Consider the following 17526-nt stretch of genomic DNA (forward strand, 5'->3'; position numbering starts at 1 on the left):
CGCCATGTTCGACATTTCTCGCCGCCGCCTGCTGACGGCGCTGGCGCTTTCCCCGTTGATGTCCGCGTTGCCGCTGCGTGCTGCCGTGCCAGATGCGCAGCGCATTCTGGCGCTGGAGTGGCTGCCAGTGGAGCTGCTGATGGCGCTCGGCGTGACGCCACTCGGCGTGGCCGACATGCACAACTACAACATTTGGGTCGGCGATCCGCAGCTGCCGTCCGGCGTTATCGATCTCGGTCTGCGCACCGAACCCAATCTGGAGCTGATGACGCAGCTCGAACCTTCGCTCATTCTGCACTCCAATGGTTACGGCCCGGCGCTGGATAAGCTGCAGCGCATCGCGCCAACCATGGGTTTTGACCTTAATAGCGGCGACGGCAAACCGCTCAGCACCGCGCGTCACTCGCTGCAGGCGCTCGGCGCGCGTCTTGGCCGTGAAGCGCAGGCCGTGCAGCATCTGCAGTATGTGGATGAGCAGCTGGCGGCGGCGCGTGAACGCCTCAAACCGTGGGCCGACCGTCCGGTGCTGCTGATGTCGCTGATGGACAGCCGCCATGCGATTACCTTCGGCAAAAACAGCCTGTTCCTCGAGGTGATGGAGATCCTCGGCTTGAGCAACGCGTGGCAGGGCGAAACCAACTTCTGGGGCAGCGCGGTGGTTGGGCTGGAGCGGCTGGCGGAAGTGGGCGATGTGCAGGTGATCTGCTTCGATCACGATAACGATCGCGATATGCAGCAAGTGATGGCTACCGCGCTGTGGCAGGCGCTGCCGTTTGTGCGCGCGCAGCGTTTCCAGCGCGTGCCGGCGGTCTGGTATTACGGCGCAACCTATTCGGCGCTGAAATTTGTCCGCGTGCTGGAACACGCGCTGGAGTCGCACTGATGCGCAATCGTCTCTTTCCCGTCGCGCTGCTGAGTGCGGTCTTTCTGCTGGCGCTGGCCTTAACCTTGATCAATCTGCGCCAGGCGCTACCAAGCGATCAGTGGTCACAGGCGTTTTTCGCGCCTGACATCAACAACATCCAGCAAGTGGTGTTTCATCATAGCTTGCTGTCGCGGCTGGCGCTGTCGCTGCTGGTTGGTGCGGGCCTTGGCCTCGCTGGTTTACTGTTTCAACAGGTGCTGCGCAATCCGCTGGCGGAACCCACCACGCTGGGCGTGTCGTCGGGCGCTCAACTGGGGATTACCGTCGCGACCTTATGGCATTTGCCGGGTGGCGAGCTCACGCAGCAGTTTGCGGCGATGGGCGGCGCGGTGCTGGTCGGCATTCTGGTATTCGGCGTTGCCTGGGGCAAACGTCTGTCGCCAGTAACGCTGATCCTGGCTGGGCTGGTATTGAGTTTGTACGCCGGTTCAGTGAATCAAATCTTCGCTATCTTCAATCACGATCAGCTGCAAAACATGTTCCTGTGGAGCACCGGCGCGCTCAACCAGCTGGATGGACATAACGTGGCCCAGCTGTGGCCGCGTCTGCTGCTGGCGTTTGTGGTGGCGCTGGCGCTGCTGCGCCCGCTGACGTTGATGGGACTCGACGATGGCGTAGCAAAAAACCTTGGCCTGGCGCTGTCGGCGGCACGTATTGCCGCGCTGGCGCTGGCGATTTTGCTCAGCGCGCAGCTGGTTAATGTTGCGGGCATCATCGGCTTTATCGGCCTGTTTGCGCCGCTGCTGGCGAAGATGCTCGGCGGACGTCGCCTGCTGAGCCGCATGATGCTGGCACCGTTGATTGGTGCGCTGCTGCTGTGGCTGGCCGATCAGTGCGTGCTGTGGCTCACCAGCCACTGGCGCGAAGTCTCTACCGGCACGGCGACCGCGCTGATCGGCGTGCCTATTCTGCTGTGGCTGTTGCCGCGCTTGCGTACCGGATCGGTGCCGCCGGCGCTTAATCAGGGCGATAGCGTGCCGGCTGAGCGGCAGAACGTCTTGCGCTGGTGCCTGATTGGATTGCTGATTCTGGGCGTGTTCAGCTGGGTTGGTATTACCTTTGGTCGCGATGCGCACGGCTTTGCGTGGGTGGGCGGCGATGTGCTGCAGCAGCTGCTGCCGTGGCGCGCACCGCGCGTATTGGCCGCGCTGATTGTGGGCATGATGCTCGGCGTGGCAGGTGCGCTGATCCAGCGTCTCACCGGCAATCCGATGGCGAGCCCGGAAGTGCTGGGCATTAGCTCGGGTGCGGCGTGCGGCGTGGTGGTGATGATGTTCTTTGTGCCGGGCGATGCGGTGGCTTGGCTGTTGCCTGCAGGTGCGCTGGGGGCGGCATTGACGCTGTTGATTATTATGCTGGTGGCGAGTCGCGGCGGCTTCTCGCCGGAACGTATGTTGCTGGCGGGCATGGCGCTCAACAGCGCGTTCGTCACTATTTTGATGGTGCTACTGGCCAGCGGCGATCCGCGCATGGGCGGTTTGCTGAGCTGGATTTCCGGTTCAACCTACAACATCAATATGCAGCAGGCGTTGCAAAGCGCGGTGGTGGGTTTGGTGCTGATTGCGCTGGCACCGCTGGCGAGTCGCTGGTTAACGCTATTGCCACTCGGCAGCGCCACCGCGCGTTCGGCGGGCATGGCGCTGACCACCTCGCGCCTTAGCTTGCTGTTGCTGGCGGCGGCATTGACCGCCACGGCAACCTTAACCATCGGGCCGCTGAGTTTTATCGGGCTGATGGCGCCGCATATCGTGCGTATGCTTGGGTTCCGCCGTGCGTTACCGCAGGTGTTGATGGCCGGTTTGTTAGGCGGCGGTTTGATGATTTTCGCCGACTGGTGCGGCAGGATGCTGGCGTTTCCGGATCAGATTCCAGCCGGGTTGATGGCGACCTTCTTCGGTGCGCCGTATTTTATCTGGTTGTTGCGGCGGGCTTAATGTTGGTCGCCATTAATGGCGACCCTACGAAAATGCGTAGGATCGCATTTAGCAATTTTACAGTTTCGCGAAGCTGCGACGTGCAGCATCAATGGTGCGCTGAATATCTTCTTTGCTGTGCGCCAGCGACATAAAGCCGGCTTCGAAAGCGGATGGCGCGAGGTAAACGCCTTCTTCCAGCATCAGGTGGAAGAAGCGCTTGAAGCGTTCCACATCACACTGAGTCACGTCCTGGTAGCAGGTGACTTCATCGGCGTCGGTGAAGAAAATCCCGAACATGCCGCCAACGTGGTTGATCACGAGCGGAATATTTTCGGCCTTCGCCGCAGCCAGCAAGCCTTGCGCTAACTGCGTGGTCAGATCGGTCAGTGTGCTATGCGTACCCGGCTGCGCAATCTGCGACAGACATGCAAAGCCCGCCGCCATGGCAATCGGGTTACCGGACAAAGTACCGGCCTGATAAACCGGACCGGTTGGCGCCAGCGCATCCATCACATCGCGACGACCACCAAACGCACCAACAGGCATGCCACCGCCGATGATTTTACCCAGGCAAGTCAGATCGGGCGTCACGTCGTAATAGGCCTGAGCACCGCCCAGCGCGACACGGAAGCCGGTCATCACTTCGTCGATGATCAGCAGCGCGCCGAATTCGTCACACAGCGCACGCAGGCCCGGCAGGAAGTCCGGCTGCGGTGGAATGCAGTTCATGTTACCCGCGACCGGCTCAACGATGATGCAGGCGATATCCTCAGGGTATTGCTCGAAAGCCGCACGCACGGTGCTGAGATCGTTGTAGGTGCAGGTCAGCGTGTGTTTTGCGAAATCTGCCGGTACGCCCGGCGAGTTTGGCTGGCCCAGCGTCAGCGCGCCGGAACCGGCTTTCACCAGCAGGCAATCGGCGTGGCCGTGATAGCAGCCTTCGAACTTAATGATTTTATCGCGATGGGTGAAGCCGCGCGCCAGGCGAATGGCGCTCATGGTGGCTTCGGTGCCGGAGTTAACCATACGCACCATGTCCATGCTCGGCACCAGCTCGCACACCAGCTCGGCCATTTTCACTTCCATCTCGGTCGGCGCGCCGAAGCTCAGACCGCGCGCGGCGGCTTCAATCACTGCGTTACGGATGTTGGCGTTGTTGTGACCCAGCACCATCGGGCCCCACGAACCGACATAATCGATATAGCCTTTGCCGTCGGCGTCATACAGATACGCACCGTCAGCGCGTTCGATGAACAGCGGCACACCGCCCACACCGGTAAATGCACGTACCGGGGAGTTCACACCGCCGGGGATCAGGCGTTGCGCTGCGGCATACAGGTTTTCTGACTTACTCATTGTTCTGCTCCTGCTGTTCGGGAAAAAATCTGGCGCCATTCTACGGGAATAACGGCTTGCGCTAAAGTTTAGGGTATATACTTTCCTGCGCATGCGGCGGCACGCAGTGTCAAGCTTGAGACTTGATTGCACTGGACGGCTGGCAGATAATAGCGAGATTAAGGTCGTTTTCTGACCTCGACGTTTACCCGGAGTAAAAGATGAGTGACGACTTAGCAGCGCTGCCTTTGCAATTCACTGATGCAGCAGCAAAAAAAGTGAAAAACCTGATTTCTGATGAAGAGAATCCCGAGCTGAAATTGCGCGTCTATATTACCGGCGGCGGTTGCAGCGGTTTCCAGTACGGCTTCACGTTTGACGATCAAATGAATGACGGCGACATGACCATCGAGAAACAAGGTGTGGCGCTGGTGGTGGATCCGATGAGCCTGCAATATCTGGTGGGCGGTTCCGTGGATTACACCGAAGGCCTGGAGGGTTCACGTTTTATCGTGACCAACCCGAATGCCAAAACCACCTGCGGTTGCGGTTCTTCCTTCAGCATCTAATGCTGCTTCTGGCTGCCGTTCTGGTAGCCAGATTCCTACCACTCAATTGTTACCAGGCGCGCAGATTCACGGCGCTTGGCATCGCGTTTTAACACACGTTCGGTAATGCGCGGCTGTGCGCTGAAATGGCGTCCACAATCCACGGTGGGCAGAGTGTGTTCATTCTGGCGTGAGATATCGCAACGCGAGAATAACGTCAAGGTGACGGCGATAGAGCCGGTCGACGTGGCCGCACTCAGTGGTGCAGCGATCACGAGCCCTATGGCCAGCAGCAGTGCTCTGGTCATGAATAGTTCCTGGTGAAGACAAAATTGCGCTAAGCGCTAAAAAATGAGCACAGAGCATACGTGGCCGCTGCGCCTTGTATTATGATTTACGACAATTTCTGCCGGATCTTTAATCTTTATTGGTGCTTTTTTTCGTCGGATGTAAATCTGCACACAGCTGTTTCGCCGCCAGCAGCATGCGAGGCCCCGGACGGCTCAGCCAGTCGTCATTGATGGCGATCACCGGCACATCCAGCTGCGGCTGCCAGAATTTGGCAATGCTGGCGGCGTGTGCGGCGTTACCGCCAATCACAATCGCCTGCGGATGGCGCATCAGTACTTGTTCACGGCTCACCTGCGGCCAACTGACGCTGCTATCGGCAAAAATATTCCTGCCCCCGCACAGCTCAATCACCTGGTTTTGCATGGTGTTACGCGAAGCGGTAAACAGCGGTTGCTGACCAAACTGCAAAAACAGCGGGATCGGCGTGCTTTGCTGATACTGCTTGCGCAGCGCCGCTTCCTGCGCGCGTAATGTCTGCGCTGCGTCAATCGCTTGCTGTGGCTGCGAGCTCCAGTGCTGTAACGCCGCCAGCGCATCGATCATTTGATCAATGGTTTGTGGATCGATCCACTCAACCTTAATCCCGAAACGCTGCAGCTGTTCGATTTGCCGCTGCGGATTACCGCCACGCCACGCCAGCACCACATCCGGCTTGAGTTGCAGAATGCGTTCTACTTTGATGCCTTGCCAGTTCGCCACCTGTTCCAGCGCGTTAGCCTGCGCGGGATAATCGGAGAAGGCGCTGACGGCCAGCGGCGTAATGCCTGCGGCGAAAGCCAGTTCCGTCAGATGGGGCGAAAGCGTAATAACGCGCGGCGCGGCGGCGAACAGGCTGTTGCACAGCAGCAACAGCCCAAGCAGCAGGATTTTAGCCACGCGCCAGCTGAACCAGCAGGTTTTCAACCATCAGCGAAGACTGTTTTGCCGCAACGCTGAGGAACTCGTCAAAGCTCAGGTGTGATTCCTGATCGGCGACGTCAGAAATCGCGCGCACCACCACAAAAGGCACCTTGAACTGATGGCAAACGTGACCGATCGCGGTCGCTTCCATCTCCACCGCAATCGCCTGCGGGAAGGTGGTGCGGATACGTGCCAGCGGTGCAGCACCGTTGATAAAGGCATCGCCGCTCACGACCAAACCGCGTACCGCGTTGAGGTCGAGCTGCTTGATAACCCGCTCAGCGGCGGCAATCAGTTTGTCATCTGCCACGAAAGCCGCGGGGCAACCGGCCATCTGGCCTGGCTCGTAACCGAAGGCGGTGACGTCGGCATCGTGATAGCGCACTTCATCGGACACCACGATATCGCCCACTTTCAGCGTTGGCGCCAATCCGCCAGCAGAACCGGTATTGATCACCACATCCGGCTTGCACAGCTGGAGCAACAAGGTGGTGCCGAGCGCGGCAGCCACTTTACCGATGCCTGATTTCAGCAGCGCCACTTCAACGCCGTTCAGCGTGCCGGTGTAAATTTCGCAGCCGGCCAGCGTCAGTGTCTGGCGGTTTTCGATTTTGTCACGCAGCAGAGTAACTTCCTGCTCCATCGCGCCAATAATGCCTACTTTCATAAGAATCTCGCTAATTTAATGGATGTAACCCGCAAAAGTGAGGCATAGTCTAACATGGCTGATTGAGGAAGAATTCACGAAAAAATAAGGGGTAATTATGGCGACGATCAATTTCAGGAAGAAGATCAGTTTCACCCGCCCTTATACCAGCCGCAAAGATCCCGAAGGGGAATACTTTATTACCCGCCACTTTGAAAGCGATCGCGGACGTATTATTAACTCCGCCGCGATTCGTCGTCTGCAACAGAAAACCCAGGTATTCCCGCTAGAGCGCAACGCGGCGGTGCGTTCGCGTTTGACACACTCGCTGGAAGTACAGCAAACCGGGCGATATATCACCAAAGAGATTCTGCAAGCGCTGAAAACGCAGGGCGGCGGGCTGGCGAATTATGGACTGGATGAGTTCGAAGGTGCCTTCGAAAGCCTGATTGAGATGGCCTGTTTGCTGCACGATGTTGGCAATCCGCCGTTTGGTCACTTTGGTGAGGCGGCGATCAATGACTGGTTCGATGATAATCTGCCTGCCGAGCTGGTCGATCCGCTGGTGGCGGGTGTTGCCGATGAATCAGAGCGATCTGCTTTTGACCAGTTAAATGCAATGATTCGTCAAGATTTATGCCATTTCGAGGGTAACGCCCAGGCGATTCGCCTGGTGCATACGCTGCTGCAACTCAATCTCAGCTATGCGCAGGTCGCCTGTATTTTGAAATATACCGCGCCGGCATGGTGGCAAGGCGATAAACCGGCTGAATTTAGCGTATTAATGAAAAAACCGGGTTTCTATTTATCTGAGCGCGAATATGTGGCTGAGTTACGCGAGGCAACGAATATAAAAGAGCACCATCGTTTTCCGCTCACCTGGATAATGGAAGCCGCCGACGATATCTCTTATTGCATTGCCGATCTGGATGACGCCGTAGAAAAAGACATCTTCCATGTTGAAACGCTGTATAAGCATTTACTTGATGCCTGGGGCACGGTAAAAACCGGCGATGTATTCAGCCGCACCATCGGCGATGCCTGGAAAGAGGCTAATCAGAAAAAACGCCGCAGTATCAGCGATCAATTCTTTATGTCGCTGCGGGTTAACGTGCAAAACGTGCTGGTTAGCCATGCGGTTAAGCGTTTCATCGACAACTTGCCGGCTATTTTCGCAGGCGATTTTAATCATGCTTTGCTGGAAGATGATGGCGAAGAAGGGCGCTTGCTGAAACTATTTAAAACGGTGGCGCGTCAGCAGGTGTTTAATCATCCGGAAGTTGAACAACTGGAATTGCAGGGATATCGGGTGATTAAAGGTCTGCTCGAAATATATCAGTCGTTGCTGTTACTGGATTACGAGCAATTTACCACTTTGATGAACGAGGATTTTCTGGCAAAGCATCCGATTGAAACCCGGCTGTTTCATAAGCTTTCCGGCAAACATCGCAAAGCCTATCAGCAACACATGCGTTCATTAATTGTTGAGCATAAATATCAGCGCTTATTGTGGGAACGTTATTATCGTGCGCGTCTGATTCAGGACTACATTAGCGGGATGACGGACAATTATGCCTGGGACGAATATCGTCGTTTAATGGCGGTTGAATAAGCGCAGAATTGTAAAGACGAAGAACAATTTTTTACCTTTGCCTAAAACTTTATTAGGAACTTCGCGCTAAAAACTTAATCTCACCATCACGACCACAGCAATGGTCTGGCCGTAATTCTTAGAGAGACACAGATAAATGAAAAAAAACACAATTATGCTGGCGTTGGCGCTGAGTTTCGGCGCGACGGCGTTGAGCCCTGTGAGTGTATTTGCCGCAGAGACCGCTTCTTCTTCCAGCCAGCAGTTGCCAAGCCTGGCACCGATGCTGGAAAAAGTCATGCCGTCCGTGGTGAGTATCAGCGTTGAAGGCACGACGACGGTTAAAACACCGCGTATGCCACAGCAGTTCCAGCAATTCTTTGGTGATAATTCTCCGTTCTGCCAGGACGGATCACCGTTCCAGAGTTCGCCAATGTGCCAAAACGGCGCGGGCGGTGACGGCGGCGGCGCGGATGGCGGTGCTAACGCGCAGAAACAGCAGTTCCGAGCGCTCGGTTCTGGCGTGGTGATTAACGCGGATAAAGGCTATGTGGTGACTAACAACCACGTGGTGGATAACGCGACCAAAATTCAGGTTCAGCTCAGCGATGGCCGTCGTTACGACGCCAAAGTAATTGGTAAAGATCCGCAGTCAGATATCGCGCTGATACAGCTGCAGGATGCGAAAAACCTCACCGCAATCAAAATTGCCGATTCTGACAACCTGCGCGTCGGTGATTACACCGTGGCGATCGGTAACCCGTACGGCCTCGGCGAAACCGTGACCTCGGGGATTGTTTCAGCGCTGGGCCGTAGCGGTCTGAACGTTGAAAACTATGAAAACTTCATCCAGACCGATGCGGCGATCAACCGGGGTAACTCCGGCGGCGCGTTGGTTAACCTTAACGGTGAGCTGATCGGGATTAACACTGCGATTCTGGCGCCGGACGGCGGCAACATCGGTATCGGCTTTGCGATCCCAAGTTCAATGGTGAAAAACCTGACCGCGCAGATGGTTGAATACGGCCAGGTGAAACGCGGTGAGCTGGGCATTATGGGCACCGAGCTGAACTCTGAGCTGGCGAAAGCGATGAAAGTCGATGCGCAGCGCGGCGCCTTTGTTAGCCAGGTGCTGCCGAATTCCGCTGCGGCGAAAGCCGGCGTGAAAGCCGGTGACGTAGTTGTGTCAATGAACGGTAAAGCGCTAACCAGCTTTGCAGCGCTGCGTGCAGAAGTCGGCTCGCTGCCGGTCGGCACCAAACTGCAGCTGGGTCTGCTGCGCGATGGCAAACCGGTGAACGTCACGGTTGAATTGCAGCAGAGTTCGCAGGATAAAGTGCAGTCCGCCACCATTTACACCGGCATTGAAGGTGCCGATCTCAGCAATATCGATACTAACGGCCAGAAAGGCGTGCGTGTCGATAGCGTTAAGCCGGGCAGCGCAGCAGCGCGTATCGGTCTGAAGAAAGGTGACGTGATTCTCGGTGTGAACCAGCAAGCCGTGGCTAACCTTGGCGAGCTGCGCAAAGTGCTTGATACCAAACCTTCGGTGCTGGCATTGAACGTACAGCGCGGTGACAGCAGCCTGTATCTGCTGATGCAGTAAGTTTTCCAGCAGTAGCATACCAATAACTATTTTCATATGCCGGTTAAGTTGAGTAGCCGGCATTTTTTTAACGCATTTTGAACATTCCCACCAGCACTATCCAAGACCAGTCCTGACGTATCCCTCTCCGAAGTTTAGGAAAATTCCTGCAATTACACAGTTCAGCTGAAGGAAAAGCCGCTTTACCAGGCGCCTGCTCCTACGCCGCTGCGCCATTTTTCCTTCACTATCGGAACGTTACTTATGACTTCAAACTCTTCTCCGACCGGACACTCCGCCGCCACGCGGCGCTTTGTGCTGGCGCAGATTGCCGTACAGGTTGGCATGGCGCTGACGCCGTTTTGGGCGCTGACCGTGCAGGCGGCGATAACGCCTGAGCGGGATGACCGCTTCCTCAGCAGCGGCGCGCAGGCGGCCAGTGGGCTGGCGCAGGCGCACCAGTCGGGCAACGCCGCTGGCTATTTCAGCCAGCAGGCGACGTCCGCCGCCAGCGCGCAGGCGCAGCAGTGGCTGCAGAACTTCGGCACCGCGCGCGTGGAGCTCGGCACCGACGACCGCTTCAAACCGCGCACCGGCGCTGCAGATCTGCTGGTGCCGCTGTACAAAAGCGACGAGCGTCTGTTCTTTACCCAGAACGGCATTCGCAACCTCGACGGCCAGTTCACCGGTAACTTCGGCCTCGGCCAGCGTCATTTTTCCGGTGACTGGATGCTGGGCTACAACGCCTTCTACGACCAGAACTTCAGCCACGGCCACAAGCGCGTGGGCACCGGCGTTGAGGCGTGGCGCGACTACCTGAAGCTGTCGGGCAACGGCTACTGGCGCGTTTCCGGCTGGAAAAACGCCGTGGACGTGGAGGATTATGACGCGCGTCCAGCGAACGGCTTTGACCTGCGCGCCGAGGCCTGGCTGCCGGCCTGGCCGTCGCTCGGCGGTCGCCTGATGTATGAAAAATATTACGGTAATGAGGTCGCGCTGTTTGGCAAAGATCAGCGGCAGAAAAACCCGGGCGCGGTTACCGCCGGTCTGAGCTACACGCCGGTGCCGCTGGTGTCGCTTTCGGCAGATCACAAGCGCGGCGGCAGCCAGAACGAGACGCGTTTCGGCCTGGAGATGAACTGGCAGATCGGCCAGCCGCTGGCGGCGCAGATCGATCCGGCCGCGGTGAGCCTGCAGCGCACGCTTGCGGGTAGCGGCATGGATCTGGTCGAACGTAATAACAACATCGTGCTGGAGTACCGTAAAAAGCAGCTGATCGATCTGGTGCTGCCGAAGGAGATCAGCGGCGTCAGCGGGCGCGCGGTGCCAGTGGCCTATAAGCTCGCCAGCAAATACGCGCTGGACAAAATTGTCTGGAACGACGCGGCGCTGCTGGCGGCGGGCGGTAAGGTTGAGGATTTGGGCAGCGGCGGCTATCAGGTGGTGCTGCCGACCTACGTCGCGGGCGCGATGAACGAATACGCGCTGAGCGGCGTGGCCTACGACGTGCGCGGCAACGGCTCGAAAACGGCGTCCACACGCGTAATCGTGGCGCGCCCGGCGGTGAGTACTGATCTGAGCTCGGTAAGCGCCGCACCAGAGATTATTCTGGCCAACGGCACGGCGACCTCGGTGGTCACCGTGACGCTGGTGAACGAAGATGGTACGCCGGCGACCGGCCTGGCGGCGGAGCTTGCGGCAGCGGTGCAGGACGATGGCGTAGCGACAGCTCGTGCGAAAGCTGTACCCGCACCGGCAGCACCGGCGACACTGGGCGACGTGACCGAGCAGGGCGACGGCGTGTATACGCTGCAGCTGACGGCGGGGACGCGTCCTTCAGTGATAACTGTGAGCGCGGCGCTGAGCGGCGTGGCGCTGCAGCCGGTGACGGTGAAGCAGATTAGCGACGCGTCGAACGGCGTGGTGGCGGACGACGATCTTCTCCTGCTGCAGGACGGCGTGGTGGCCGACGGTGTGGCGACCAACCGGGTGCAGGCGCGCGTTACCGATGCCACCGGCAACCCGGTGGCGGGCGTGACAGTGACCTTTACTCTGAGCGGCACGGCGCAGGCGGCGGCGGGAAGCAGCCTGACCGGTGTGAGCGACGAGAACGGCTTTGTGACCCTGGCGTTTACCAACACCTTTGCAGAAGCGGTAACGGTAACGGTGACCACGACTGGCGGTGGCAGCACGCAGGCCACTGCGATGTTCGTTTCCGATAGCGCGAGCGCGAAGCTGGCTGACGGCAGCCTGAGCGCCGACCGCAGCACGGCGCTGGCGAACGGCAGCGACAGCATTATTTACTACGCGCAGGTGCAGGATGCGCACGGCAACCCGGTGATGGGCGAGAGCGTAAACTGGAGTGCCGACGGCGGCAGCCTGAGCGGGGTGACCAGCGTCACGGATAAGGACGGCCGCGCCACTATCGGCCTGACCAGCCTTAAAGCGGTGGCGGTGGTGGTAAGTGCAGCGCTGAACGGCTCGTCGCTGACGGCCGCGCCGGTGAACTTCACGGCGGACGCGGGCAATCTGGACGCGGGCAAATCGGCGTTAGCGACGGCCCCGGCGACCATTATCGCCAACGGCGCGGCGGCGTCGGTTATCACCCTGAGCCTGAAGGACGTGAACGACAACCCGGTAAGCGGGCAGAGCGTAACCTTCACCAGCGACCTTGCGGGCAGCAGCGTGAGCGCGGTGACCGACAACGGTGACGGCAGCTACACGGTTCAGCTGACGGGCATCAAAGCGGGCGACGCGAACGTCAGCGTGAGCGTGGCGGGCGTGGCCTTTGGCGTAACGGCGGCGGTGACGCTGGTTGCCGACGGCAGCAACCTGGACGCGGGTAAATCCGTGCTGGCGGCGACGCCTTCGAGCATCGTGGCGGACGGCGCGGCGGCCTCACAGATTACGCTGAGCCTGAAGGACATTAACGACAACCCGGTAAGCGGGCAGAACATCACCTTTAATACCACGCTGGCAGGCAGCACCGTCAGCACCGTGACCGACAACGGTGACGGCAGCTACACGGCGCAGCTGATGGGCACCACGGCGGGCAGCGAAAGCATCACCGTAAGCGTCGGCGGCGCGGCGCTGGGCGTAGCGGCGGCGACAGTAACGCTGACGGCGGACGCGGGCAACCTCGACGCGGCCAAATCTGCGTTAGCGGCAATGCCGGCGACCATCGTGGCGGACGGCGCGGCGGCGTCGGTGATTACCCTGAGCCTGAAGGACCGCAACGATAACCCGGTGAGCGGGCAGACGGTGACGTTCAGCAGTTCTCTGGGCGGCAGCAGCGTGGGCGGGGTGACAGACAACGGCGACGGCACCTACAGGGCGCAGCTGACGGGCACTGCGGCGGGCGCGGCGATCATCAGCGTCAGCGTGAACGGCACGGCCTACGGCGTGGCGGCAGCGGCGGTGACGCTGACGGCGGACGCGGGCAACCTGGATGCAGGTAAATCTGCGTTAGCGGCGATCCCAGCGATCATCGTGGCAAACGGCACGATGGGATCGGCGATTACCCTGAACCTGAAGGACAAAAACGATAACCCAGTGAGCGGCCTAAACGTGACCTTTAACACTCTGCTCAGCGGCAGCCGCGTGAGCGCAGTAACTGACCACGGCGACGGCAGTTACACCGCGCAGCTGACGGGAACCACGGCGGGTAGCGAGAGCATCAGCGTGAGCGTTAACGGTACGGCCTTCGGCGTGATAGCGGCGGCGGTAACGCTGACGGCGGACGCGGGCAACCTGGATGCGTCGAAGTCAACGCTGGGCGCGACGCCAGCGACTATAGTGGCAAACGGTACGGCGGCCTCGCTGATTACCCTGAACCTGAAGGACGTCAATAGCAACCCGGTAAGCGGGCCGACGGTAACGTTCAGCAGCACGCTAGGCGGCAGCACCGTTGGCGCGGTGACCGACCACGGTGACGGCAGTTATAGTGCGCAGCTGACCGGTATTACGGCGGGCAGCGCCAGCATCTCTGCCAACGTGAACGGCTCGGCGTTAGGTGCTACGGCGACGGTGGTGACGCTGACGGCGGACAGCGGCAATCCTGACGTAAGTCAATCTACGATGAATGCTGCACCGTCTGAAATTCTGGCCGACAACCTTGAAAGCACAGTATTAACCTTCAGCCTGAAAGATCGTAATGGTAACCTGGTTAGCGGGCAGAACATCACGTTCAGCACTAGCCTACCAGGCAGCACACTGAGCAGCGTGACAGACAATGGTGATGGTACCTACAGTGCGACCCTGAGCAGTACTTGGGCAGGCACCGTAGATATCTCGGTTTACCTGGGAGGAACGAGCTTCCATGTTTATACCGGCAGCGTGAAGGTGAAGCCGGTTCCAGTTGATTTGACGTGGGCGATTGATAGCCAGCGTAAAAATATCGGCGACACTATACAACTCACCATTACCGCGAAACGCAAAGGCACCAATACCCTTGCGCCTAACACGAGAATTTCGTTTGCGGCAGTAAATGTGGTTAACCGACAAAATGCAGCTGTTACCAGTGGTGAATTGGTACTTAATGGCAGTGCAATATCAGCTTATCAGGGGGTGACTAACGGAAGTGGCCAGTTGGCGATTGCAGTAACTGATCCTGCTGGTACTGGGGTGAAAACTACATTGCAGGCCAAATCAGAGAATGGTGATAGCGAGAATCAGGATGTGATCTTTAATGTCATAACCAGCCCGGATACTGCTTCGGCCAATATGTGGGGACATATGACAGATGCGTTAACGGCTAATGGTATGACTTTCCGACGTCCTTATTTAACTTCAGAGAAGGCGGGTAGTAGCAAGTATGAAGAAAATAATGAGAGCTGGAGTACTTATTCTTATGTTGATGCCACAGCAATGTGTACGGTAGCGACTGAAAGTCAAATGACTCAGTTTTATCAGGCTTATCCTGCAGGTGGTATAAATACGCAACATGGTTGGCCAATATTAAGCGTTTACCGTACATCAACGCGAGATGTTGGGGGACAGCATTTGTACATTTATATGAGTACGGGGAGAACGGCATATTCAGCGAATAGTGATAATTTATATTACAAAGTGAGTTGTAAGTTATAAAAATTAATTATTTCTGGAGATAATTTCGTTATTTCCAATGAAGATGAAAAAACCGGCTTATGGCCGGTTTTTTTCATTTTAAAAAAGTCAGGTTAGTTGATGTGTAGAATGTGAAGCTTGCCACAAATAATGCATTCTTCTCACGGCTATGTGCAGTTGCACAATGTCAGCGCCTTAACGGATGCGTATTCTGTCTGTTCGTCCTTATCTCCGGAGTGTTTGATGGCCACCTATCATCTCGATGCGCGACTGGCTCAGGATATTGTTGCCCGCACCATGCAAATTATTGATAGCAATGTCAACGTGATGGATGCGCGTGGCCGCATCATCGGCAGTGGCGATCGTGAACGTATTGGCGAATTGCACGAAGGCGCGCTGCTGGTGCTGTCACAAGGCCGCGTGGTGGACATCGACGAAGCGGTGGCAAAACATCTGCACGGCGTGCGTCCCGGCATCAATTTACCGTTGCGTATTGATGGCGACATCGTCGGCGTAATCGGTTTGACCGGCCAACCCGCAACGCTGCGTCATTACGGCGAGTTGGTGTGTATGACCGCTGAAATGATGCTGGAGCAGGCGCGTTTGCTGCATATGTTGGCGCAGGACAGCCGCTTGCGTGAAGAGCTGGTGCTGAATCTGGTACGCAGCGAAACCTTATCGCCAGCGCTGAGCGAATGGGCGCAGCGGCTCGGCATCGATCTCAATCAGCCGCGCGTGGTGGCGGTGGTGGAAGTGGACAGCGGCCAGCTTGGCGTCGATAGCGCCATGTCCGAGCTTCAGCAGTTGCAAACGCTGCTGACCACGCCGGAGCGCGACAACCTGATTGCGATTGTTTCACTCACCGAAATGGTGGTGCTGAAACCGGCACTGAATGCGCATGGCCGCTACGATCAGGACGATCATCGTCGTCGCGTGGATCAACTGCTGCAACGCATGAAAGAGAGCGGACAGGTGCGGATGCGTATCGCGCTCGGCAACTACTTTACTGGTCCCGGCAGCATCGCGCGTTCGTACCGTACCGCGCGCACCACCATGATGGTGGGCAAACAGCGCATGCCGGAACAGCGCAGCTATTTTTATCAGGATCTGGTGCTGCCAGTGCTGCTCGACAGTTTACGCGGCGGCTGGCAGGCCAACGAACTGGCGCGCCCGCTGGCGAAGCTGAAAAGCATGGATAACAATGGTTTGCTGCGGCGTACATTGGTGGCGTGGTTTAGCCATAATGTGCAACCCAGCGCTACGGCGCGCGCGCTGTTTATTCACCGCAACACGCTGGAGTATCGCCTCAATCGTATTTCCGAGCTCACCGGTCTCGATCTGGGCAACTTCGACGATCGTTTGCTGCTGTATGTAGCGCTACAACTGGATGAGCAAAGTTAATGAGGAACCTGTGGATTACGCTGCTGTGGCTGTATAGCGTGCTAAGTGTGGCTAACGATCCGGCTTTCCTCTCTTTAAACGATCTTCAGCGGATTAAGCAGCAGCTAGCACATCATCAAGCTGCGCCGCCCACGATCGATGCCTGGCATCAGTTAAAGCAGCAGGCGGATAACGCGCTGAAACACCCCAATCCCAGCGTCACCGATAAAGGTTTGCTGCCGCCGAGCGGCTCGAAGCAGGATTATTTAAGCCTGAGCGCCTATTGGTGGCCGGACGACAGCAGCGCCGACGGCTTGCCGTGGCAGCGTCGCGACGGTGAAGTGAATCCCGCCAGTAAGAATGAACAAAGTGATGGTGTGCGGCTGGCGCGCTTTACTGCTGATTTTCAGGCACTGACGCTGGCCTGGTATTTCTCTGGCGATCAACGTTATGCCGATAAAGCGCTAGCGATGATGCGCCACTGGTTTATCGATCCCGCCAGCCGCATGCATCCGAATCTAAACTTTGCACAAGGCATTCCGGGCCGATCCGCAGGCCGCCATGATGGCGTGCTGGATGGACGCTACTTTGCCACGCGCGTGGTGGATGCGCTGACTTTGCTGCGTAGTGCGCCCGGTTGGCAGCCAGCCGATCAGCAGGCGATGCATTTTTGGTTTAGCGAGTATCTGCAATGGCTGCGGCACAATCCTTTAGCGCTACAAGAAGCGGCGGCGGCGAATAATCATGGCAGTTGGTATTGCACGCAGGTGGCGGGCATTGCCTGGTATCTGGGCGATCGTGAGACGGTTAAAGCGATGGTGGAATTGGCGCGCAGTAAAATTGCGCTGCAAATCCGTGCCGATGGCAGCCAGCCCGCCGAGTTAGCGCGCACGCGATCCTTCCATTACAGCTACTTCAATCTGCAGGCGCTTACTGCATTGGCGCAGTTGGCCGGTAAAGCGGGATTGGGTGATTTATGGCATAGCAGCCAACAGCAAAGCGGCACGTTGCTGGCTGCGGTGGACATGATGGCGCCGTACAGCGATGCCAGTAAAGTCTGGCCGTGGAAGAACCGCGATCGGGTGAGCCAGCGCATCATTCCGCTGCTTTCAATGGCTGATAACAGTTTGCAGCAGCCGCGTTATCAGCAGTGGATCAGGCAGACGCAATGGAAAGATCAAAGCAGCGGGGCGGTGATGCAGGCACAGCGCGATACCTGGCTGCTTTCACTGCCTTATCAGCAGCCATAAAAAAGGCCAGCATTAGCTGGCCTGTTAGCATAAGC

Annotated in this window: 12 protein-coding genes; 8 read left to right on the forward strand and 4 right to left on the reverse strand. The window is 57.7% G+C overall.

The window, feature by feature from the left end; genetic code table 11:
• Window positions 1-4: 4 nt before the first annotated feature.
• Together fhuD and fhuB are read left to right on the forward strand one after the other, a co-directional pair.
• Entirely contained in the window at window positions 5-883 is an 879-nt protein-coding gene (fhuD, locus tag ACXIZX_RS03160) for a Fe(3+)-hydroxamate ABC transporter substrate-binding protein FhuD (protein WP_265301265.1), read from the forward strand.
• A complete protein-coding gene (gene fhuB, locus ACXIZX_RS03165) occupies window positions 883-2859 on the forward strand; it encodes a Fe(3+)-hydroxamate ABC transporter permease FhuB (RefSeq protein ID WP_479403578.1) in 1977 nt (658 codons plus the stop codon). The genes fhuD and fhuB overlap by 1 nt, the downstream gene beginning before the upstream one ends.
• Before the next feature lie 57 nt (window positions 2860-2916).
• On the opposite strand, the gene hemL is transcribed toward fhuB, so the two are convergent.
• The gene (gene hemL / locus ACXIZX_RS03170; RefSeq protein WP_008108498.1) at window positions 2917-4197 is read right to left on the reverse strand and encodes a glutamate-1-semialdehyde 2,1-aminomutase; all 1281 of its coding nucleotides are present in this window, start codon (window positions 4195-4197) and stop codon (window positions 2917-2919) included.
• A 200-nt stretch (window positions 4198-4397) separates the two neighbouring features.
• Between hemL and erpA the strand changes: the two genes are divergently transcribed.
• The gene (erpA, locus tag ACXIZX_RS03175) at window positions 4398-4745 is read left to right on the forward strand and encodes an iron-sulfur cluster insertion protein ErpA (RefSeq protein ID WP_007893884.1); all 348 of its coding nucleotides are present in this window, start codon (window positions 4398-4400) and stop codon (window positions 4743-4745) included.
• Window positions 4746-4780: 35 nt separating this feature from the next.
• Here the strand turns inward: erpA and ACXIZX_RS03180 are convergent, their stop codons facing one another.
• From ACXIZX_RS03180 to mtnN, 3 genes are all read right to left on the reverse strand, one after another.
• Entirely contained in the window at window positions 4781-5032 is a 252-nt protein-coding gene (locus ACXIZX_RS03180) for a hypothetical protein (RefSeq protein ID WP_479403579.1), read from the reverse strand.
• 109 nt (window positions 5033-5141) lie between these two features.
• Entirely contained in the window at window positions 5142-5951 is an 810-nt protein-coding gene (gene btuF, locus ACXIZX_RS03185) for a vitamin B12 ABC transporter substrate-binding protein BtuF (protein ID WP_479403580.1), read from the reverse strand.
• Window positions 5944-6642, reverse strand: coding sequence for a 5'-methylthioadenosine/S-adenosylhomocysteine nucleosidase (gene mtnN / locus ACXIZX_RS03190; protein WP_008108495.1), 699 nt, complete (start codon window positions 6640-6642; stop codon window positions 5944-5946). The genes btuF and mtnN overlap by 8 nt, the downstream gene beginning before the upstream one ends.
• Before the next feature lie 97 nt (window positions 6643-6739).
• Here mtnN and dgt point away from each other — a divergent pair, with 97 nt between their 5' ends.
• From dgt to ACXIZX_RS03215, 5 genes are all read left to right on the forward strand, one after another.
• Window positions 6740-8233 (forward strand): dGTPase, encoded by a 1494-nt coding sequence (dgt, locus tag ACXIZX_RS03195; RefSeq protein ID WP_479403581.1) that lies wholly within the window; start codon window positions 6740-6742, stop codon window positions 8231-8233.
• Between the two features lie 136 nt (window positions 8234-8369).
• On the forward strand, window positions 8370-9818 hold the full coding sequence (degP, locus tag ACXIZX_RS03200) for a serine endoprotease DegP (protein ID WP_154192928.1): 1449 nt from the start codon (window positions 8370-8372) through the stop codon (window positions 9816-9818).
• Between the two features lie 243 nt (window positions 9819-10061).
• Window positions 10062-14882 (forward strand): invasin domain 3-containing protein, encoded by a 4821-nt coding sequence (locus tag ACXIZX_RS03205; protein WP_479403582.1) that lies wholly within the window; start codon window positions 10062-10064, stop codon window positions 14880-14882.
• Window positions 14883-15104: 222 nt separating this feature from the next.
• Window positions 15105-16262 carry a CdaR family transcriptional regulator gene (locus tag ACXIZX_RS03210; RefSeq protein WP_061718082.1) on the forward strand — a complete coding sequence of 386 codons (1158 nt, stop codon included), beginning with the start codon at window positions 15105-15107 and terminating at the stop codon, window positions 16260-16262.
• Window positions 16262-17491: an alginate lyase family protein gene (locus ACXIZX_RS03215; protein ID WP_479403583.1), complete on the forward strand. Its 1230-nt coding sequence runs from the start codon at window positions 16262-16264 to the stop codon at window positions 17489-17491. The genes ACXIZX_RS03210 and ACXIZX_RS03215 overlap by 1 nt, the downstream gene beginning before the upstream one ends.
• The last annotated feature ends 35 nt before the right edge of the window (window positions 17492-17526 follow it).

Source organism: Candidatus Pantoea symbiotica (genome assembly GCF_056491525.1).